The sequence below is a fragment of the Staphylococcus sp. EG-SA-18 genome, assembly GCF_017151825.1.
In the GTDB taxonomy this organism is placed as follows: domain Bacteria; phylum Bacillota; class Bacilli; order Staphylococcales; family Staphylococcaceae; genus Staphylococcus; species Staphylococcus aureus.
This window is the reverse complement of record NZ_JACYVY010000026.1, coordinates 1-21,998: the sequence shown is the minus strand read 5'-3', so window position 1 is coordinate 21,998 and position 21,998 is coordinate 1. Positions and strand designations below refer to the sequence as shown.

The 21,998-nt window shown below is 32.5% G+C and carries 20 protein-coding genes, 2 tRNA genes and 1 rRNA gene; 2 read left to right on the top strand and 21 right to left on the bottom strand.

What is annotated here, in order from left to right; genetic code table 11:
* The 20 genes from IDG66_RS07845 to kdpF all read right to left on the bottom strand — a co-directional run.
* Nucleotides 1–64, bottom strand: a 16S ribosomal RNA gene (locus IDG66_RS07845); the annotation flags it as partial.
* A 118-nt stretch (nucleotides 65–182) separates the two neighbouring features.
* Nucleotides 183–256 (bottom strand) — tRNA-Gly (locus IDG66_RS07840).
* 21 nt (nucleotides 257–277) lie between these two features.
* Nucleotides 278–360 (bottom strand) — tRNA-Leu (locus tag IDG66_RS07835).
* A gap of 646 nt (nucleotides 361–1,006) precedes the next feature.
* Nucleotides 1,007–1,462: a SprT family protein gene (locus IDG66_RS07830; protein WP_001058111.1), complete on the bottom strand. Its 456-nt coding sequence runs from the start codon at nucleotides 1,460–1,462 to the stop codon at nucleotides 1,007–1,009.
* Nucleotides 1,455–3,605: a Tex family protein gene (locus IDG66_RS07825; RefSeq protein WP_000370138.1), complete on the bottom strand. Its 2,151-nt coding sequence runs from the start codon at nucleotides 3,603–3,605 to the stop codon at nucleotides 1,455–1,457. The genes IDG66_RS07830 and IDG66_RS07825 overlap by 8 nt, the downstream gene beginning before the upstream one ends.
* A 432-nt stretch (nucleotides 3,606–4,037) precedes the next feature.
* On the bottom strand, nucleotides 4,038–4,808 hold the full coding sequence (sigB, locus tag IDG66_RS07820) for an RNA polymerase sigma factor SigB (RefSeq protein ID WP_001041108.1): 771 nt from the start codon (nucleotides 4,806–4,808) through the stop codon (nucleotides 4,038–4,040).
* Complete coding sequence (rsbW, locus tag IDG66_RS07815; RefSeq protein WP_001190830.1) at nucleotides 4,783–5,262, bottom strand: anti-sigma B factor RsbW; 480 nt, start codon at nucleotides 5,260–5,262, stop codon at nucleotides 4,783–4,785. Before rsbW ends, sigB begins: the two co-directional genes overlap by 26 nt.
* A gap of 1 nt (nucleotide 5,263) precedes the next feature.
* A complete protein-coding gene (locus IDG66_RS07810; protein ID WP_001052491.1) occupies nucleotides 5,264–5,590 on the bottom strand; it encodes an anti-sigma factor antagonist in 327 nt (108 codons plus the stop codon).
* A 118-nt stretch (nucleotides 5,591–5,708) separates the two neighbouring features.
* Nucleotides 5,709–6,710: a SpoIIE family protein phosphatase gene (locus tag IDG66_RS07805; RefSeq protein ID WP_000390829.1), complete on the bottom strand. Its 1,002-nt coding sequence runs from the start codon at nucleotides 6,708–6,710 to the stop codon at nucleotides 5,709–5,711.
* A 348-nt stretch (nucleotides 6,711–7,058) separates the two neighbouring features.
* Nucleotides 7,059–7,421 carry a type II toxin-antitoxin system PemK/MazF family toxin gene (locus tag IDG66_RS07800; RefSeq protein WP_000621175.1) on the bottom strand — a complete coding sequence of 121 codons (363 nt, stop codon included), beginning with the start codon at nucleotides 7,419–7,421 and terminating at the stop codon, nucleotides 7,059–7,061.
* On the bottom strand, nucleotides 7,418–7,588 hold the full coding sequence (gene mazE / locus IDG66_RS07795; protein ID WP_000948331.1) for a type II toxin-antitoxin system antitoxin MazE: 171 nt from the start codon (nucleotides 7,586–7,588) through the stop codon (nucleotides 7,418–7,420). The genes IDG66_RS07800 and mazE overlap by 4 nt, the downstream gene beginning before the upstream one ends.
* Nucleotides 7,589–7,672: 84 nt before the next feature.
* A complete protein-coding gene (gene alr / locus IDG66_RS07790) occupies nucleotides 7,673–8,821 on the bottom strand; it encodes an alanine racemase (protein ID WP_001281154.1) in 1,149 nt (382 codons plus the stop codon).
* A 65-nt stretch (nucleotides 8,822–8,886) separates the two neighbouring features.
* Nucleotides 8,887–9,246 (bottom strand): holo-ACP synthase, encoded by a 360-nt coding sequence (acpS, locus tag IDG66_RS07785; RefSeq protein ID WP_000581197.1) that lies wholly within the window; start codon nucleotides 9,244–9,246, stop codon nucleotides 8,887–8,889.
* Nucleotides 9,247–9,249: 3 nt separating this feature from the next.
* On the bottom strand, nucleotides 9,250–9,741 hold the full coding sequence (locus tag IDG66_RS07780) for a PH domain-containing protein (protein WP_001205912.1): 492 nt from the start codon (nucleotides 9,739–9,741) through the stop codon (nucleotides 9,250–9,252).
* Nucleotides 9,728–11,311 (bottom strand): PH domain-containing protein, encoded by a 1,584-nt coding sequence (locus IDG66_RS07775; protein WP_001294626.1) that lies wholly within the window; start codon nucleotides 11,309–11,311, stop codon nucleotides 9,728–9,730. Before IDG66_RS07775 ends, IDG66_RS07780 begins: the two co-directional genes overlap by 14 nt.
* A complete protein-coding gene (locus IDG66_RS07770) occupies nucleotides 11,304–11,783 on the bottom strand; it encodes a PH domain-containing protein (protein WP_001287078.1) in 480 nt (159 codons plus the stop codon). Before IDG66_RS07770 ends, IDG66_RS07775 begins: the two co-directional genes overlap by 8 nt.
* A gap of 208 nt (nucleotides 11,784–11,991) precedes the next feature.
* Nucleotides 11,992–12,552 carry a K(+)-transporting ATPase subunit C gene (locus IDG66_RS07765; RefSeq protein WP_001092409.1) on the bottom strand — a complete coding sequence of 187 codons (561 nt, stop codon included), beginning with the start codon at nucleotides 12,550–12,552 and terminating at the stop codon, nucleotides 11,992–11,994.
* Between the two features lie 19 nt (nucleotides 12,553–12,571).
* Nucleotides 12,572–14,599 carry a potassium-transporting ATPase subunit KdpB gene (gene kdpB, locus IDG66_RS07760; protein WP_000546599.1) on the bottom strand — a complete coding sequence of 676 codons (2,028 nt, stop codon included), beginning with the start codon at nucleotides 14,597–14,599 and terminating at the stop codon, nucleotides 12,572–12,574.
* 18 nt (nucleotides 14,600–14,617) lie between these two features.
* Nucleotides 14,618–16,294 (bottom strand): potassium-transporting ATPase subunit KdpA, encoded by a 1,677-nt coding sequence (gene kdpA / locus IDG66_RS07755; RefSeq protein WP_183139271.1) that lies wholly within the window; start codon nucleotides 16,292–16,294, stop codon nucleotides 14,618–14,620.
* Nucleotides 16,295–16,317: 23 nt separating this feature from the next.
* A complete protein-coding gene (kdpF, locus tag IDG66_RS07750) occupies nucleotides 16,318–16,428 on the bottom strand; it encodes a K(+)-transporting ATPase subunit F (RefSeq protein WP_001793397.1) in 111 nt (36 codons plus the stop codon).
* Between the two features lie 137 nt (nucleotides 16,429–16,565).
* On the opposite strand from kdpF, the gene IDG66_RS07745 reads away from it, so the two are divergent.
* Nucleotides 16,566–19,223, top strand: coding sequence for a sensor histidine kinase (locus tag IDG66_RS07745; protein ID WP_000072274.1), 2,658 nt, complete (start codon nucleotides 16,566–16,568; stop codon nucleotides 19,221–19,223).
* A complete protein-coding gene (locus tag IDG66_RS07740; RefSeq protein WP_001190841.1) occupies nucleotides 19,223–19,918 on the top strand; it encodes a response regulator transcription factor in 696 nt (231 codons plus the stop codon). Before IDG66_RS07745 ends, IDG66_RS07740 begins: the two co-directional genes overlap by 1 nt.
* A 368-nt stretch (nucleotides 19,919–20,286) precedes the next feature.
* On the opposite strand, the gene cshA is transcribed toward IDG66_RS07740, so the two are convergent.
* The gene (gene cshA, locus IDG66_RS07735; protein ID WP_001178942.1) at nucleotides 20,287–21,807 is read right to left on the bottom strand and encodes a degradosome RNA helicase CshA; all 1,521 of its coding nucleotides are present in this window, start codon (nucleotides 21,805–21,807) and stop codon (nucleotides 20,287–20,289) included.
* Between the last annotated feature and the right edge of the window lie 191 nt (nucleotides 21,808–21,998).

Genomic DNA, 21,998 nt, shown 5'->3' with positions numbered 1-21,998 from the left:
CGACTTGCATGTATTAGGCACGCCGCCAGCGTTCATCCTGAGCCAGGATCAAACTCTCCATAAAAATTATGATGTTTGATTAGCTCATAAATACTAAATAATGTTTGTAACTTATAGTTACGTTTTTGGAATTAATGTTGACATATTGTCATTCAGTTTTCAATGTTCATTAAAATTATCTATGGAGCGGGTGATGGGAATCGAACCCACAACATCAGCTTGGAAGGCTGAGGTTTTGCCATTAAACTACACCCGCTTATTTAATTAAGAATTTTGATGCGGCCGAGAGGACTTGAACCTCCACGGGATTTCTCCCACTAGGCCCTCAACCTAGCGCGTCTGCCATTCCGCCACGACCGCGGATATAGGCATTTAAAACATCTTCGTTTTTCAGAACGTTATTTATTATATTATGTTTAAAAATATTTGTCAATAACTTTTAATCGTTTTTTTACAATAAATTAATTTGTGTTATCAGTTGTTAACACAACGCTATTTATAATAAAACATTAAGAACTTATTGTCAACATATTTTATAAATTAAATTTAGAATTGACTGTCTTTCAAATCAAAGTTTATTTAATTTGTTCTTTTTTAAGGAACGTGTTTAATCATACTAACTATAAGCTGTACAGTCAATAGAAAAGTTCAATCAAAATGTCATTAAAAATGTATAATTATCTTTTGTGCTACTTTAAAGCTTTAATTGGGTAAAGTTTATATATTATTTATTACTAAAATACGTCAAGATTTTTAATCTAATCAATTTAATTTCATCCTATCAAGTCACAATTTATGCCATTACCTATATCATAAGTAGAAAAGCCGAGATTGCGAAGTATTAAATTACGACAATCTCGGCTTTAAACATTTTATAAACACAATTTCTTCTTATTCAATTACTATGTTTACCAATCAAAATAACTCACTGATAAATTCTATATAAATTCCATACAACTCATAAATAATCTTACATATACACGAATTAGCTCTATTTGTATTGTACTTATTTCAATTGTCTTTTCATTCTTAATTTTCCATTGCAATGTCCGCAACGCATACGATTCGTATCAACTTTACGGATACGTATATATTTTGCATGACATTTAGTGCAATAATATTCATAATTTGCCCGTTGTTGATAGCTTTCAATGCTGTTACAAAATCTAGGCGCTCCAACCTGTTGGCTCAATCGTTTAAAATCTTGATCTTTATGTTGATAACCTTTACCAGCAATATGCAAGTGATAATGACATAATTCGTGCAGTATAATTTTTACAACAGCATCTTCTCCATAATGCTCATATTGTTTTGGATTAATTTCAATATCATGGGACTTTAAAAGATAACGTCCGCCTGTTGTACGTAACCTTTTATTAAAATATGCACAATGTCGAAACGTACGTCCAAATTTTTCTTCCGAAAGATTCTCAACCATTCGCTGAAGTTTGTCATTATTCATGTGGATCAATCATCGTTAATGATACTTTGTCTTTATTTTTGTCAATACTGTAAATCCAAACGTCAACGATATCACCAACACTGACAATATCCATTGGATTTTTTACGAACTTCTTAGAAAGTTTCGAAACATGGACAAGTCCATCTTGTTTAACACCTATATCTACAAATGCTCCAAAATCTACTACATTTCTAACTGTACCACTCAATTTCATTCCTTCTTGTAAATCTTCAATTGATAGCACATCGGATTTAAGGATTGGTGTTTCAAACTCGTCCCTTGGATCTCGATTAGGTGCTTTCAAGGATTTAATAATATCCTCTAATGTAGGTACACCGACTTGTAATTCAATCGCCAGTTCATCCATATCCAATGAATTTAATTTAGCTTTTAATGCATCACTACCTAAATCATTGCCACCAAATCCGAGTTTATCTAATAACTGATACGTTACTTTATAGCTTTCGGGATGAATCGATGTATTATCCAATGGCTCTGAACCGTCTACTATTCTTAAAAATCCTATACTCTGCTCAAAAGTTTTAGCACCCAAACGCTTAATCTTGCTTAACTCTTTATTATGCTTTATTGCGCCATTTTCTTCTCTATATGCAATTATATTTTTAGCAATTTGCGAACTTAGACCAGACACATATTGTAATAATGATGATGATGCTGTATTGACATCAACACCTACTTGGTTAACTGCTGTTTCAACAACGAAAGTTAATGCATTTTCTAGTGCTTTTTGATTAACATCATGCTGGTATTGTCCGACACCAATAGATTTAGGATCGATTTTAACTAATTCACTTAATGGATCTTGAACGCGTCGTCCAATTGATACGGCACTTCTTTCTTCCACTTGAAAATCAGGAAATTCATCTCTAGCAATTTCTGATGCTGAGTATACTGAAGCGCCCGCTTCATTGACAATGATGAATTGTACTGGCAACTGATGCTTTTTAATTAAATCTGCAACAAATTGTTCTGTTTCACGACTTGCAGTACCATTGCCAATTGCAATTAATTGCACATCATACGCTTTAACCATTTGTACAAAATCCTTCTCTGCTGCCTCTTTTTTAGAAACTGGTGGATGCGGATAAATCACACCTTTTGCTATAAAAGTACCGAATGGGTTAATGACTGCTAATTTACAACCTGTTCTAAATGCTGGATCTACGCCTAATATTTGTTTACCTTTCATTGGAGGTTGCAGTAATAGATTTCTTAAGTTTTCACTAAAAACATCTATTGCATGATTTTCAGCTTTTTCAGTTAAATCAGCATGGATTTCACGCTCTATCGAAGGGACAATTAAGCGTTTCAAGCTATCTTTAATCGCCTCTAAAATATAACTGCGATTTACATTATTATGATTGATTTCTTGACGTGCAATGAAATCCTCTACTGATGTCGTATCGAATTCAAACTTTACAGATAATACTTTCTCTTTTTCACCACGATTAACAGCTAAAACTCTATGATTAGCAATGCGTTTAATTGGCTCACTATATGCATAGTACATTTCAAAAATACCTTTTTCATCTTCAGCATTTTTCTTTTTAGATGTAGTTAACACACCTTGATGATACATATCTTTTAAAATTTTTGTTCTATATTTAGGATTATCTGAAATTTGTTCCGCAATAATATCTTGTGCACCTTTGATAGCATCTTCAACCGATTGCACTTCTTCATTTATAAATTGTTGTGCTTTTTCTTCAATTGAGACTTCATGTTTACGTGCCTTCATCCATATCGCTAATGGCTCTAACCCTTTACGTTTCGCCTCAGTTGCCCTTGTCTTTTTCTTTTGTTTAAAAGGCCTATATAGGTCTTCAACACGTTGTAATTTGTTCTGTTTTAAAATATCGTTCTTTAATTCCTCAGTAAGTAATCCTTGCTGTTCTATATTTTTGATAACTTCTTCTTTACGTTTTTGTAAATTGACCATATATTGGTATTCGTCATCAATTTGCTTTATTTGAACTTCATCTAGTCCACCAGTTTGCTCTTTTCGATACCTCGCAATAAATGGTACTGTATTTTTTTCTTCTAGCAGTGTTAATACTGCTTCAATTTGTTTTTTACTAAATTGATATTTCTCTATGATTGAATTAATCAATTGATTGTCCATTTACTTAACCCACACTTTTTCTTAAATTTACTCATTTATTTTAACATATTCTAAAATACTTCTATTAAGGTATGATACTTAATGTAATTTTCACTTCCAAAACATTTAAAACGAATGATTAGGTCATACTATATTTTAAAACGCACTAAGATTATTGAAAATGACACACCATCATTTCTAAATTTCATAATCTAAGACTACTTTTTTATTCTAATAGCAACCCACCTATTTAAAACGACAATTAGATATCTTCTTCACTTAAATTATTAATACTATATCGCGACATTTATGTGGATACACATTAAACTACACTAATAATGTATTAATTCGAAAATCTTAATTAAATTAAAAATACCCCTCGATTTCAATTTAATAATCAAGGGATAATTATATGGATTTTTCATTATAAAACGTATCATTAATAAACAAATTCTATTGATGTGCTGCTTCTTGTAATTTCTTAATTGCCGTTCTCTGAAGTCGTGATACATGCATTTGACTTAAACCGATACGCTCACCTGTCTCTTTTTGACTCAATCCTTCAATAAACGTACATTGTATGATTTCTCGTTCGCGATCAGATAATATAGGTAATATTTTTTCTAAAATCATACGTTTTTCAGTTAAGTCATAATGGTCATCTTGTTGCCCCATAATATCTAATAGCGTAACAGTTGAACCATCTTTATCAGCTTCAATGGAATGATCAACACTTAACGCATTATAACTTTGTCCCATTTCCATTGCTTCTAACACTTCTTCTTCTGAGACTTCTAATCGATCAGCTATTTCACTGATAGAAGGTGAACGCTCTAATTCAGCGGTTAGTTCATCGCTCACTTTTTTGATTCTTGGCCCAATTTCTTTAATACGTCTCGGAACATGTACACTCCAAGTTTTATCTCGTAGATATCTTTTGATTTCACCGATTACAGTAGGTACTAAAAAGGCTTCAAACTTCCGTTCAAAGGACATATCGAATCTATTTATGGCACCTATTAAACCAACCATACCAACTTGAACTAAATCTTCGTGATGTGATTGTCCTTTAGAATATTTATATGCCAATGACTCAATTAGTTTTTGGTAATGTTTAACTAACTTATCCTGTGCATCTGTATTCTTATTTTCTTGGTGTTCTTTAATCCATTGGTTAATTTGCTCAGGTGAAACTTCATTAGCTGATTTCGACTCTTTCGCCATTATTTCGCACCTGCTCTTTTTTTATATACTTAGTCATACTGATTGTCACACCAGATTCTTTATATACTGTCACTTCATCCATTAAAGATTCGATTAAAAATAAACCTAGGCCACCTTCGCGTAAAAAGTCTATATTTTCGTTTTTATCGTAAGGACCTATTTTTGATTTAGTTGTTTCATAATCAAAACTGTCACCTTTATCAGAAATAACAATTTTAATTTTATCTTCTAAAATTTCAAAATATATGTTAATAATGCCTACATTGTTATTTTCTTTGTATGCATGTTTAACTGCATTTGTCACAGCTTCACTAACTGCAATCTTGGCATCTTCAATATCATCATATGTAGCACCAGCTCTCGAAAAAACGCCAGAAAGTGTTAAACGAATTAAACTTACATACTCTGCCGATGCTGGCACGCGCATTTCGATAAAATCTTCTTTAGATTGCATGTTATTCGACCTCCGTTCCTTCATTAACATGCATTAAATCCTTAAGACCAGTAATTTCAAATAGTCTACCGATACGATCTGACACACCTAAAATGTATAGTTCTTTATCATTTTGGTTTAATGCTTTTAATGTACCTACGAATAAACCTAAACCTGTCGAATCCATATAACTCACATTTTCTAAATTAACATAAATATCACGAGTTCCATCTTGTCTCATAGGTGTTAAAACCTCTTCTAATTCAGGCACAGTATAAACATCTAATTCTCCACCGACTTTAACTTCGTAAAATTTATCTTGAGTGGTTGTTTCTATATTAAGATTCATTTCATTACACTCCTACTTATTAAAAATATTTATCTTCATTTTAAGCGCTGTATCCACCATATTTATATTTCAAATTATTATATACCCATCGAAATAATTTCTAATCTTCTTTTTTAAATTAATTTACTCTTTTTATAATCAAAATAGTCATATCATCTTTTTTATTTGGGTTTTGAAGCTTTAAAATTGCTTCATAGATAATTTGAACAATATCTTGTGGGTGCATATGTTTATGTTTTTTAATATATTCTAAAAGTTTTTGTTTATCTATAAAGGTACCTTCACTATTTCTAGCTTCAGTCACACCATCCGTTAAAATGATAATTAAATCATCAAGGTATATTGGAATTTCTTGTTGTTGATATCGTGTTTGTGAACTGATTCCTAACACTCTACCTCTAACTGAAATTTCTTCGAATTCTTCTTTTTCAGCGCGATAAATATATCCAGGCTCATGACCAGCTGAACTACAATACAATAAATGGTTCATTTCTTCATATAAACCATAAAACATTGTGACGAACATATTTTGATTAATATTCTTTTCAACAACACGATTTAAACGTTTTAAACCATCACTCGGTAATTGTGAGTGTCCATAAGAATCCATGCCAAACTTTATCATACTCATTGCTAAAGCAGCTGGTATACCTTTTCCAATGACATCTGCAACAGCAAAGCTCATTGTGCCATCGTTATGGTCAATTAAATTAAAATAATCTCCACTTACTTTTTGTGCCGCCACTGAAATAACGCCAATTTGAATACTATCAAATTGTGGAATATCTGTTTTAAGCATTGTTTGTTGTAAGCTAGAAGCTAAGTCTATCTCTTTATCGTGAACTTGAAGTTTATCTACCAATCTTTGATAATCTCGATAACTATAACCAAAGCCTTTAACGATTTCTTGTAAGACATCTAATGTCTTGAACACATCTTCACGCGTTAAGTTTAACGTCAATATATAGTTTTTGTGAATATCGACAATGTCTTCAGGCAAGACGTCCTTACGAATCACTTCGTCAGTGTATTTCTCACACTTTTTTATCAATTCTACTTTATCTTGGCACGTTAAACTTTCATCAATTAAACCCTTATAATGTTGCTTAAATTCTTCCACGATTAGTTGCCTCCTCACTTCCCTTACAAAGCAAATGCTTAAGCAAGGATAATTATGATTCACTTACTAACATTTATTTAATTGCACTTATCAATTTTGTCGTTTGCAATTTTGCTGTAGATGATACTTTTAAGCTAAAAAAACTTTAGGATGGAATACCTAAAGCCTAAAAAACTTAAGACATCCTTTTATAATAAAAAATATGAATATCATAACTGGTATTTGCTAAAATCTTTGTTTATAAGAAAATTCTTCGTACAGAATTTAGAAATAGTTATAATTATTATAAAGTTATTGTCTTTTATATCAATATTTTATTTATCTCTGAAAAATACATATAATAGACGCCTAATTTTTCTGGTGAGCTACTGCATTCAGCCCTAAACTAATCATTAGTGCATTATCTACTTCTTTCATTTTATCATCGGATAAGTACGTCAGTTTTTCTTTCAATCGTTTTTTATCAAGTGTACGAATTTGTTCTAATAATATAACTGAGTCTTTATCCAACTTATACTTTTTCTTTTCAATCTCTACATGTGTCGGTATTTTCGCTTTATTAATCCTACCAGTTATTGCCGCAACAATAACTGTAGGACTATATTTATTACCAGTATCATTTTGAATTATGACTACAGGTCTGACTCCCCCTTGTTCAGATCCCTGTACTGGTGATAAATCTGCTAAATAAACATCTCCTCGTCTAATCATTCATTCGTTGAATTAGAAGATAAATATGTTTCGTTGCAATCGCATGCTTCACACTCTATCGGAAAAGCTTCGTTCGCTAGGGAGAGATTTAAATCAGCCATTTGTGAATATCCTTCTTTTAAAGATTGTTCTAAGCTATGACTTCTATTTTGACTAAAAGATAACATATGAGAACCTCCAATTGATTCCAAAAGTTATTAAATGACCTTTAATTACTCTAATGATAACAAATTTTATATGCACTGACCATATTATTTTAACAATTCATTTGTTACAAAACGTTGATCACCATCATGATAGATTCGCGGCAAACGTCTCGACAAGTTACAAAGCACTTCATAATTAATAGTATGTTGCTTTTCAGCTACCACCTCTACCGACTGTGGACTTTCTCTATGATTATCTATTAAAATCACCGAATCTCCAGCTTTAACTTGATCTGGCACTTTAACAATTGTCTGATCCATACATACGCGACCAATAACTTCGCATTGATGACCATTTACATTTACAAAGCTACCTTGCATTATGCGTAAATAGCCATCTGCATATCCAATAGGTAACAATGCTATTGTAGTTGGGTCAGTAGCTGTATAAGTTGCACCATAACTTACAGACTCACCCGCTTGTAGCGTCTTTGTTTGAACTACATTAGCAATTAATTGCACACTTGGTTTAAGGTGTACTTTAACTTTTTGCTGTACATACTCTGATGGATAATATCCATAAAGGGAAATTCCTGGTCTTATTGCATTACAGAATTGGCAATCCATTAGTAGAGAACCTGCTGAGTTCTGACAATGTATATATTCAGGTTTAATTGCTTCATTGACCATATCTTTAAAACGTTGATATTGTTCAGTTGTCATATCTCCTGGTTCGTCAGCACAGGCAAAGTGTGTAAACACGCCTTCAAATACAAGTTGCTCATATTGTTGAATGATTTCAATCACTTCTTGATACGTATTAGTATCTTTAATACCTAAACGTCCCATTCCTGTATCTAATTTAATGTGCAACCATAACTTTTTCTCTTGCTCACCAGAAATGTTTTTAATTGCTTCTTTCAACCACTGTTTAGACGGAACCGTTAAGGCAACTCGGTGTTGTATCGCTTTATCAATATCTTTAGCTGGTAACACACCTAAGACTAAAATTTTAGCAGTAATCCCATGCATTCTAAGTTCTATCGCTTCATCTAACGTTGCTACAGCAAAAAATGTGGCGCCATTTTCCATTAAATGACGTGCTACTTTAACACTACCTAGTCCATAGGCATTGGCTTTAACGACAGCCATCACTGTTTTATTTGGATGCAATGTACTGAATACTTTGAAATTTGATGCAACAGCGTTTAAATCTACATTCATATACGCAGATCTATAATATTTATCCGACATATTACTTCCTCCTGTAATTCCCACACGTTTTAAAACTAGATCTTAATTATCATTGTATAACAAATTTAAAATGCTGACTTTTCTAAAACAACTTGGCTCATCGCATAATGCTCAGTGTGTGAGATACTAACATGTACGATGAACCCTTCGTAATCAATCTTTGGTTTGCCAAGTTCGTCGTTGTAACAGTCTATATCGTTAAAAGCTACATGTTTTCCTAAGCCTGTGCCTAATGCTTTACTGAACGCTTCTTTTGTAGCAAACCTGCCAGCTAAAAATTCAATTTTACGTTGCTCATGTGTGAAATTGTTGAATTTGTGCTGTTCATTTTTAGTTAAAATCCGCTCAACCAATTTTGGCTGCTTACTATATAACACTTTTATTCGATCGATTTCGATTAAATCTACACCAATTCCATGTATCATTGATTATTCCTCATTTTTATTGTTTTCTAAATGTCTCTCGTTATTTAACCATCGTTTCAATCTACGTGCTTCACTTCTATCTATTAATTCAATTTCAGCTTGACCACCCGCTGTATAAAGGGTCAAAGTTGCTAATCGATAGCGTCTCATTATAGGACCAACATCGATATCAATATTTTGAATACGAAAATATGGTATTACTTTTTCATCCAAAAATAAAATGCCGTTTCGTACACGCAAATGGTGTTTTTCAAATGCATATCTGCAGTGCTTATATCGATATACTGGCGCTATGACAAGCGTGAAAACAGCAACAAGTAATATTATAATCACACTACTAACAATGGATATATTGTTATCTAATATCTCCCAAAATAGCCAGTTCAAAATATTAAATGCGATTAAAAGTACAAGCGCTATGGGTATCCAAAACAGCACAGCACTTAACCTCATCACTTTTTTAGCGTGTGGTGACATAAAATTATAATCCCTCATCATTTTCACCTCTTAAATACCATGATTTCAATTTATTTGCATCTTCACTTCTTGCGTATTTTAGGTTAATCGATTGGGCTCCCACACCTTTAGCAACAATAAAGCTAAAATTATTTAAATTGTTGCGTTTAAGTAATGTATGTTGCCAAGTGTCAAATCCTATAATGTGATGCGCTTTAAAATAATAAATATTTCGTTTCAATAGCTCGAAATTCTGGATAGTAATTTGTTCTTCTGTCATTTTAAAACCCGCATGTTTGACATAAAGATATCCTTTGATCACAAATAAACCAATAATGACTATTGTTATAATCGTAAATAACAATAATAATTGATTCCAAAAATAACAGCCAATACCTGCCATAGCTATGACAATAATACTAGGTATTAAAAAGTGTCTGTGGAAACCTGACAAAGGCATACCTTCATTAACTTGTTGATAAGATAAATCTGGTACTAAATTCTGGATAATTTGATATGCTTTGTCTCGTTTAATAAACGGCAATATCGGCACACTACCTGAATCATTGTCATCATCTTCGATTTTTTTATTTTCAAAATCACTTGTGATGATAAAATGTATTGCTGTGTAGCCAAATAATCTTCGTATATATGACTGACGTTCAACAACAGCTTGCAATCGTTTCGTTGGTACAGTTACTTTCTTCTTGTTAAAGAGACCATATTCAATTTTAAGTTGCTCATTTTCAAGCATCACCGAAAAGCCATAAAATCTTATCATCGTTATAATCGTTCCAATAATATATGCCACTATTAATACTAGTAAAATGATGATTAATACTGAAATACTTACAATTTGAACCCATTGACTAATTTCATGATTTAGCTTCGACCATGGGATCAACTCTCTTACAGCCCCGTAAATCGGTACTAAAGCTGCTAACGTTACACCAATGGCGCCACTGGTCATTGCCATAAATAGTGATTCTTTAAAATTCATCTGATATATAGGAATGCGTTTATTTTTCTGATTAAGCATACTATCAGTGTTCTGCACTTCATCTAAGCGACCTTCTGCGATGTCTTCCACATTACCTTCAATGTCATGATTACAGTTGTCATTCTTCTCAGCACTAGACTTTTGCGCCACTTCTGTCTTCAACTCTGTTTGCAATTGATCAATATAGCGTTCAAGATATTCACCTTGTTTTTTCGAAATAACACTTAAGACAATACCATCACTTGGTGTTTTGATTTGTAAATCCACACCACCAATAATTTGATTGACGACCCCTTGTGTCATATCAACGGACTGAATACGTTTTATATTTAATTCTTTACGCTTTTTATTAAAAATACCTGTTGTTAAAATGAAATAATTATCCTCAATCCAATATCGCGTGTTCATAATTCCGACAATTTGAGAAATGTATGATATTAAAAAGAATACAAATACAATACCTATCCATAAATATGATTCGGGATTCGTATAATCAAAATCTTTCAATTGAAAGATAATGAAAATAAAAAAGACGACTATGTTTTGTTTGATAGCATTGATTATGCCATTAAAATATGAAATCGGATGTAATTTTTGAGGTTCAGACATCACTTTCAACCCCTCTCAAATTCGACATAGTTCTCGCTTCGATTATTTTAACATCGTCATGAGACATCATCGGTAAATAAATAGTATGACCTGCAGTCATAAATCCAACTTTATACAAATTAAGCACTTTACTAATTGGATTAGATTTAATCGACAAGTATTGTAAACGTTCAATTCGACTCGTTTCTTCTTTATATATTAAAAATGATGTACGATATTGTACACTTAGTTGATCAACTTTATAAAAGCGACAATGATATTGCCATAAAGGCTTAATACATAATTTTAATGTACTCAGAGCACCTAAAACCAACAAAATATAAAGTAAGTAATGTGGCCATTCAAATCTTAACCATATAAAATAAAAAATGACATACACAGCTACACTCAATATAAATTCTAAGCCATTCGTAATGTAATAATACAACAATGCTGACTTAGGACTCTTAGACAACTTAGTATAATCTGACATATACCCCTCTCCCCAAATAAAAAATTATACGGATTTATAATCTATTTCATTTTATTTTTATATGTTGCTAATTATAGCATATGGAATATTTCATGCTAATTTATTCTTCCTAAAGGTACATCTAAAAATTTAGTTAAGCAGAAAGTGCTTGAATCGCTAAAAAGACACCATGTTATAATTTTATCAACATGATGCCTTTCATCTATAATCAATCTTTCATCTTATCAAGAGCAATATTTAGTTCAAGCACATTCACATAATCATTTGTTAACACACCACGCTGCTTACGATGTTGAATCAAGTCGGCCACTCTTGAAGTAGATATATGACGAGCATCAGCAATACGAGGTGCTTGCTTCAATGCATTTTCAACCGTAATATGCGGATCTAAGCCCGACCCAGAACTTGTTGCAGCATCTATTGTTACATTTGAATTCCCAAATTTAACATGATGTTTCATGCGTGCTATTAATTCGGTGTTTCCATTCGATTCATTACTTCCACCTGATGATACGCCGTTTTTATATAATTTTTCAGGATTCATATTATAATCAACTGCACTCGGTCTCCCGTGAAAATATCGTGTCTCTGTCCAGTGCTGTCCAATCAATTTTGATCCTACTATACGATTGTCATACGTAATTAAACTGCCGTTTGCTTGTTGATAAAAAAATATTTGACCAATTAACGTGATAGCTAACGGGAATAAAAATCCACATAATACCATAGTTATTATCGTTAAACAAATACTATTTCTTATCGTATTCATGGTACAGGCTCCTTCCTCTTTACACAAAAAATTGTACAATCATATCTATTAATTTAATGCCTAAAAACGGGACGATTAATCCACCTAATCCATAAATCAACATATTATTTATAAAAATTCTATCAATGCTGTAACCCTTTACTTTTACACCTTTCATAGCAATTGGAATTAAGGCAACAATGATTAATGCATTGAATATCAAAGCTGATATAATTGCAGATTTAGGTGACGATAAATGCATAATATTTAGTGAAGTCATTTCTGGAATTGTTGACATCATTAGTGCAGGTAAAATTGCAAAGTATTTTGCTACGTCATTAGCCAAACTAAATGTCGTTAATGCACCTCTCGTCATTAATAATTGTTTGCCTATTTTTACAACCTCTATTAACTTTGTAGGATTCGAATCTAAATCAATTAGATTAGCTGCCTCTTTAGCACTAATTGTCCCTGAGTTCATAGCTAATCCTATATTCGCTTGTGCTAGCGCAGGTGCATCATTTGTACCATCTCCTGTCATCGCAACAATATGGCCTTTCGCTTGTTCATCTTTGATGACTTTAATTTTATCTTCGGGTTTACACTCTGCAACAAATCTATCAACCCCGGCTTCTTTTGCAATTGTAGCTGCTGTTAAAGCATTATCACCTGTACACATAACTGTTTCAATCCCCATTTTTCTCAATTCAGTAAATCGTTCTACAAGACCATCTTTAATCACATCTTTTAAATAAATCACGCCAAGCATGACATTGTTTTCAATGACTATTAATGGTGTGCCACCTTTACTCGATACATCCATACAGAGAGACTCAATATTAAGAGGAATATTGCCTTGTTGTTGTTTGACAAGATTTATCATACTATTAGGTGCACCTTTGAATACCGATATTTCATTTGTAATGATTCCGCTCATTCTAGTTTCAGCTGTAAAAGTCTTATATGTGCCATCAATGTCTTTAGGCAGCTCATTTATATACATCTGCTTCGCTAATCGTACAATACTTTTTCCTTCTGGCGTATCATCGTAGATTGATGACATATAAGCAGCGACTATCAATTTTTCCAGCATTTGTTGATTCACTGGTAAAAATTCACTAGCGATTCGATTGCCATAAGTGATTGTGCCTGTCTTGTCTAAAATCATTACATCGACATCTCCACATACTTCTACAGCACGCCCACTTTTCGCTAATACATTGAATTGAGTAACACGATCCATGCCTGCAATACCAATCGCCGATAACAAACCACCGATTGTCGTTGGTATTAAACATACTGTTAACGCAATGAGCATCGCAATAGGTAAAATTAAATGCAGGTAAGATGCTATTGGATATAACGTTACAATAACGACTAAAAATATAATTGTTAACGTTGTTAATAATGTAAAAAGTGCAATTTCATTTGGTGTTTTATTTCTTTCCGCCCCTTCAACTAAGGCAATCATTTTATCTAAAAAAGATGTACCCGCTTCACTCTCAACACGTATTTCTAACCAATCAGATGTTACAAGTGTACCGCCAATGACTCCATCAAAATCGCCACCTGATTCTTTTATCACAGGTGCAGACTCACCAGTAATTGCAGATTCATCAACGGTTGCTAATCCATTTATTACAACGCCATCAGCAGGGATTGTTTCTCCATTTTCTACCCGAATATTTTGTCCGGCTTTTAACTCTGTGGCGTTCACTATCCGATACGCACCATTTTCTTCTATCAATCGAGCAGTTAAATTTGATTGTGCTTGTCTTAAACTATCAGCTTGCGCTTTTCCACGACCTTCAGCAAAGGCTTCTGAAAAATTAGCAAACAATATAGTTATTAATAATATGATAAAAATTGTAATCAAATAACCTCGCGATAGATAACTAGTTCCAAATATGTCAGGAAAACATATTAATATCAACGTTAAAATCATTCCAACCTCAACGACAAACATTATCGGATTTTTTATTAATTGTTTAGGATTCAGCTTATAAAAACTCATTTTCAAAGCTTCTATCACCATTGTTTGATTGAAATATTTATTTACATGATGCATTTTTTCCATCCCTTTACTTTATTTTAAAGTTAAAAATTCACCAATAGGACCAAGTAATAGTACTGGAATAAATGTCAAACCACTTAGTAAAACGATAAATACGATTAGTGATACGCCAAAATAAGGTTTATCAATCGCTATTGTATATTTATCTTGGTGGTATGATTTTTTATTCACTAAACTTGATGCAATCATTAATTGCAAAATAATTGGTATATAACGAGAAAGCAACATAATGATTCCTGTAGAGATATTCCAGAATGTTGTATCATCTTTCAGTCCTTCAAACCCTGATCCATTGTTCGCAGCAGCTGATGTCATTTCATACATAACTTGCGAAATACCATGAAAAGACGGATTCGTTATACTTTCACTTGCTCCAGGAATCATAAAAGCAAGTGCTGAAAATACTAAAATTAAAATTGGATGTATGAGAAAGACTAAGACAATACATTTCATTTCACGGGCGCCAATTGGCATATTTAAATATTCTGGTGTTTTACCAACCATCAAACTGCATATAAACACCGTCAGTAAGACATATATCAATAAATTCATGAGTCCTACGCCTTCGCCACCAAATACAACATTTAGCATCATTAATACCATTGGTCCTAATCCACCTAAAGGCGTTAAGCTATCATGCATGTTATTAACAGAACCCGTTGTAAATGCCGTCGTAATAACTGTAAATAGTGCTGACAAGCCTGCTCCAAACCGTACCTCTTTACCTTCCATATTCGGTCCATAAATGCCTAAATTCGCTAGTATTGGATTACCACGATACTCACTCCACATAGTTAATGTAAGAATTGCTATAAAAATGAAAAACATTGCGACAAATAATATCAACGCATGACGATGTACTCGTTTACCATGTCTACTTAACATGCGACCACATAAGAACAACATTGACATAGGAAGTAACATCATACTGCCCATTTCTATAAAATTGCTCCAAATATTTGGATTTTCAAAAGGTGTTGCAGAATTTCCTGCTAAAAATCCTCCACCATTCGTACCAAGATGTTTTATTGATTCAAGTGATGCAATAGGTCCAAATGCAATATGTTGAATATGTCCGCTTAAAGTCCGAATCATTAAATTAGCATGCAACGTTTGTGGTACACCTTGAGTCATCAATAAAATACTAATTAAACATGATAATGGTAAAAGTACTCGGACAATAAACCGAACAATATCTTGATAAAAATTACCAATGATATTAGTTAATCCAGTTAAACGTCTCAACATCGCTATACAAACGGCGTAACCTGATGCACTAGATGTAAACATTAAATATGTCATTACAATCATTTGCGTTAAATATGTCACATCTGATTCACCGTTATAGTGTTGTAAATTACTATTTGTTAAAAAAGATATTGCTGTATTAAACGCTAAATCTATCGATTGGTTTAAATTATGATTTGGATTTAAAAAAAGCCATTGCTGAACTATTAGCAATACAAATGTTATAAACCCCATAAATCCATTAAATGCCAGAAAATGTTTGACATATGTTTTAGCTGACATGTGTTCTAAATCTGTGCCGATAATTTTAAAACACATATTTTCAAATCTAGTAAATATTAAATCTACTCTTGACGATTGCACCAATGCTACGCGATATAGATATCCACTAAAAACATACGTAATCATAACCATCATTGTTAGAAACAAAATTATTTCCATGATAACCCTCACTTAATATATTTCTAAAATTTTTCACTACGAATTAAGGCATAAAATAAATACAAAACTAATGCAATAACTACCAGTAATAAAACGATGAGCATTGTCATAACCTCCTTACAACACAACAACATCGTAACAACTTGTTTATGAGAGAAATATTAATTTTCAAACTTAGTTATTAAGAAATCATTAAGATGTGTATGCAGAAATAAATTTTATAGCATTTAATTGTGAAGAATATTATGATATTGCTATCGAGGTGAAGGTTATGTCAAACACTGAATCGCTAAACATAGGAAAAAAGCGTGGATCTTTAACAATTTACATCGGTTACAGTCCAGGTGTTGGTAAAACATTTGAGATGCTTTCAAATGCCATTGAACTATTTCAAAGTAACGTTGATATTAAAATAGGATATATTGAACCGCATCAGCGTGATGAAACAAATGCATTAGCTGAACAATTACCTAAAATCACAACCAATTTTACTAAACATGGTAGTCATCATTTTCAATATTTAGATGTCGACCGCATAATCGAAGAATCGCCGACAATAGTACTTATCGATGAGTTAGCACATACGAATATTTCTAGAGATCGTCATGAGAAACGATATATGGATATTGAAGAAATTTTAAATCATGGTATCGATGTTCATACCACTTTGAACATTCAACATATTGAAAGTTTAAGTAGTCAAATTGAACTGATGACCGGTATACATGTTAAAGAACGTGTACCCGACTATTTCATAATGAGCGCCGATGTATTAGAAGTCGTAGATATCTCACCTGAACAATTAATTAAACGCTTAAAAGCTGGCAAGGTATATAAAAAGGATAGGCTAGATGTAGCATTTAGTAATTTCTTTACGTATGCCCACCTAAGCGAACTGCGTACATTGACGTTAAGAACAGTTGCCGACTTGATGAGTGATAAAGAAAAAGTCCGACACAATCATAAAACGTCACTCAAACCTCATATTGCTGTGGCAATTAGTGGGAGCATTTATAATGAAGCAGTAATTAAAGAGGCATTCCATATTGCTCAAAAAGAACATGCGAAATTCACTGCTATTTATATAGATGTATTCGAAAAAAACAGGCAATATAAAGATAGTCAAAAGCAAGTGCATCAACATCTCATGCTTGCAAAATCATTAGGAGCAAAAGTAAAAGTAGTTTATAGCCAAACCGTTGCATTAGGATTAGACGAATGGTGTAAAAATCAAGATGTAACCAAATTAATTATCGGACAACATATTAGAAATAAGTGGCGAGACTTTTTCAATACACCTTTAATTGACCATTTAATGTCCTTTGAACATAGCTATAAAGTCGAAATCGTTCCAATCAAACAAATACCTGTTGAATTGAAAATGAACAAATCACCCTATCGTCCTAAAGGCAAACGTTTCGCCATAGATATGTTAAAAATGATTTTGATTCAAATAATTTGTGTAATGATGGGACTGTGGATTTATCAACTTGATAAGCATGAGTCTAGTACGATTATTTTAATGATTTTTCTCATCGGCATCATTTTGTTATCCATTTGGACGCGATCCTTCATCATTGGCTTTTTAGCAGCAATTATTAACGTATTTGTTTTTAATTATTTTTTTACGGAACCTAGATATACATTTGAAGTATATCGCTTTGACTATCCTATTACATTTATCGTTAGCATTTTAACAAGTATTTTAACGAGTGCTTTATTAAAACAAATTAAATTCCAATACTCCATTACTAAAAAGCAACTTTATCGTACAGATTTATTATTTCAATTTAATGATTCGATTAAACAAACTTATACAGTTGAAAACTTACTAATAAATGCTGGATACCAAATTAATCAATTATTGCAACAATCAATTACTATATACGTTATCAATCAATCGAAAGTAATTAAAACAATACCATTGCAAAACCATATCGATAATACGACTCAACAGCATGAACAAGCATTAAGCTGGGTAATTAAAAATGAAAGACAAGCTGGTGCAACAACAGATACATTTCCAGGCATTAATAAATGGTTGATACCAATTGGCACATCTCCGATTAAAGGCATTCTAGCCATTGATTACCAAAGTTCTCAAGTGATTAATCCATATGATGCATCAATATTAGAATCAATGTTAAATGAACTTTCTCTCGCCGTTGAAAATGTGACGTTACTTAAACAAACGAGAGAATCCATGTTACAGGCTGAACGTCAACTGACACATTCAAATTTTTTAAGATCAATTTCGCATGACATACGTACACCGTTAACAACAATTATGGGAAATTTAGATATTTTAGTATCACATAGTAAAGATATGTCTATCATAGAAAAGGAACAATTACTTGTGCATAGTTTTCAAGAAAGTCAGTATTTATATCTATTAGTGACAAATATTTTATCATTAACAAAATTACAGTCATCAAATGTTCAGATAAAATTGCAACCTTATCTCGTTAGTGAATTAGTAGAAGAAATCGATATGATTCTAGAACGTCGCCATTTAAAAAAGCGTATAACTGTATCATCCTCAGTAGATTTACAGTTTATACACATTGACAGTAAGTTGATTTTACAAGCTTTATTCAATTTGATTGAAAATGCAGTTAAACACACTTCTACTGACACCAAAATCAATTTATCTATTCGTTATGCTAGCGATGAACAAATCGAATTTGCCGTTATAGACGAAGGACCTGGAATTAGTTTAGAAGAACAACAAAAGATATTCGAGCCTTTTTACACAGGATCAAATAAATATTTTAAAGATAACCAAAAAGAAAGCATGGGACTAGGCTTATATTTAGTACAGACTATCCTACACAAACATCAATCAAACTTACAATATAAACCGAACCAACCACACGGCAGTATATTCTATTTCAATATAGATACAGACTTTAATGAAGGAGACGTATAATGCAATCTAAAATATTGATAATTGAAGATGATCACGCAATCACACATTTACTTGATGTTGCATTAACTTTAGATTATTACAATGTAACTACAGCCGACAATGCCACACAAGCACACTTTAAAATTCAAATTGATAAACCAGATGTCATTTTATTAGATTTAGGTTTACCAGATAAAGATGGATTATGTTTGATTTCAGAAATCAGGCAACATACTGACATTCCTATCATTGTAATAAGTGCAAGACAAGAAGAACAAACAATTATTCAAGCTTTAGATAACGGTGCGAATGACTATATGACTAAACCTTTTAATGTTGATGAGCTTCGGGCACGAATACGAGTCATCGAGAGAATCGCTAAGTCGCATCAAGAAACTAACATTGTATTTACTAACGGTTTGCTAAGCATCGACTTTGGCTCCAAATCTGTTGTTATTAATAATCAGGAGGTACATTTGACTCCAAATGAATTTAGCTTGTTAGAACTATTGTCAAATCATAAAGGAAAAGTACTCACTTATGAGATGATATTAAAACGAATATATGGCTATGTTAATAAGACTGAAATGCCTAGTTTAAGAGTGCATATGACATCATTAAGACAAAAACTTTCACAATGTCATGAGGACGCAAAAGATATTATTAAAACACATCCACGCATTGGTTATCAAATGTTGCAGTGGAAAGAGAAATAATTAAATAAAAAAGATCCTGCCATTAAACGAATGATTGGCAGTGATCTTTTTTATATTCAACTTATTATTTATCGCGCACTAGCGTCAGCAAAAAGCCCTATTATTTTTTTACAAGAACATGATACTGAAATTTCATAAAGTTTATTTATGTTCGATTATTCTTAATTTAAAAATAGTTCTTTAAATTATATACTCACCACATTTGGTGGAGAACCATATTTACACAGAATGATATAACCGCATACAGATCTCAATCCAATTAAATATTTAACCTTTAAAACGTTAGTACTTTGATATCTACAGAGAATCAATTATTGAAAACAAAAAAGAGCTCAAGACATTACATCTTTAAGCTCTTAATCTATAAATTATTTTTGATGGTCAGCAAATGTGCGACCTTTCATAGGTCTGCTTCCACCGCTGCTCTTCTCTTTACGGTCGAATTTTTTTGTACTTTTCTTTTTACTTGAGTATCCTTTTGAACGTTTACTCTTACTGTCAAATTTAGGATTACCACGCTTACTATTTCTGTTACGAGAACCGCTTGGTTTACCGTTACGGCCTTTGCGAGATAATGGTTTTTCAAAAGTTAATTGAACTTCAACTTCATCGTTCGCTTCTACTAACTCTTGTAAAAGTGCAGCAACTAAATCAACATCGTTATATTCATTTAACAACTCTGTAGAAATGCGTTTCAAGCGTGATTCTGACTCTTTAGACATCCAGTTTTCAACTTTTTCTTTGATGTCATCTTCACGTGCTTGAAGTACTTCTTTACGATGAGGTGGACGAAGTGCGCTCATTTTTCTACCATTAGCATCTTCAATTTGTCTAATGTAATCCATTTCAATTGGATTTACAAATGTTACCGCGATACCTTCTTTACCAGCACGACCCGTACGACCAATACGGTGTGTATAGCTTTCAGTATCTTGAGGTATATCAAAGTTATAAACATGACTCACACCAGAAATATCTAGTCCTCTTGCTGCTACATCAGTAGCGACTAAAATATTAATTTGGTCATTTTTAAATTTCTTTAATACTTCTAAACGTTTCGCTTGTGTAATATCACCATGTAAGCCTTCAGCTTTATATCCTTTAGAAATCAAAGCACTTGTTAATTCATCAACACGACGTTTTGTACGTCCGAATACGATTGCTAATTCAGGTTGATGAACATCTAGGAAATTTGTAAATGTATCAAATTTCTCTAATTCTTTAACAATTGTATAGAATTCTTCGATTTGTGGATCAGACATTTCATTATTCATTGTCTTAATGATTTTTGGTGATTTCATAAATTGTTGTACTAAAGCTTGGATTGCTTTAGGCATTGTAGCTGAGAACAACATTGTTTGACGTTGTACTGCTGGAATTTTATCCATAATAAATCTCATATCATCGATGAATCCCATATTCATCATTTCATCAGCTTCATCTAAAATCAAAGTATGAATTCCGTCCGTTTTTAATGTGCGACGATTTAAATGGTCGATAACACGCCCAGGTGTTCCGACTACGATTTGTGGGCCTTTTTTCAAGGCTTTAATTTGGCGTTCGATAGGCATACCACCGAATACAGTAACAACTTGGACACCTTGTCCACGGCTAAATTCTCTTAATTGTTCAGCTACCTGCATTGCCAATTCTCTTGTAGGTGCTAAAATCAACGATTGAACCCCTTGTTTCCCTACTACTTTCTCAATTAAAGGAATACCGAATGCTCCTGTTTTACCTGTACCGGTTTGAGCTTGCCCAAGGATATCAATTCCTTGTAACGCATAAGGGATACTGTCTTTTTGGATAGGTGTCGGCTCTTTAAATCCCATTGATTCAAGTGACTGAACCGTATTATCCGAAATCCCTAGTTCTTTAAAATTTTGCAAAATAATTCTCCTTTTTACCTGTTTATTTCTCAATATACTTTTGCATATAAGTTCATTAATATTTCATCAACTTCTATATAGTACCACCAAAAAAATTTAATCGCAATAAAGCAATTTGCGAATATTTATTAGAATCACATTAATTGATTGTCATATTTTTGTCAAAAAGCTAGCATTAGATAAGATGTAAG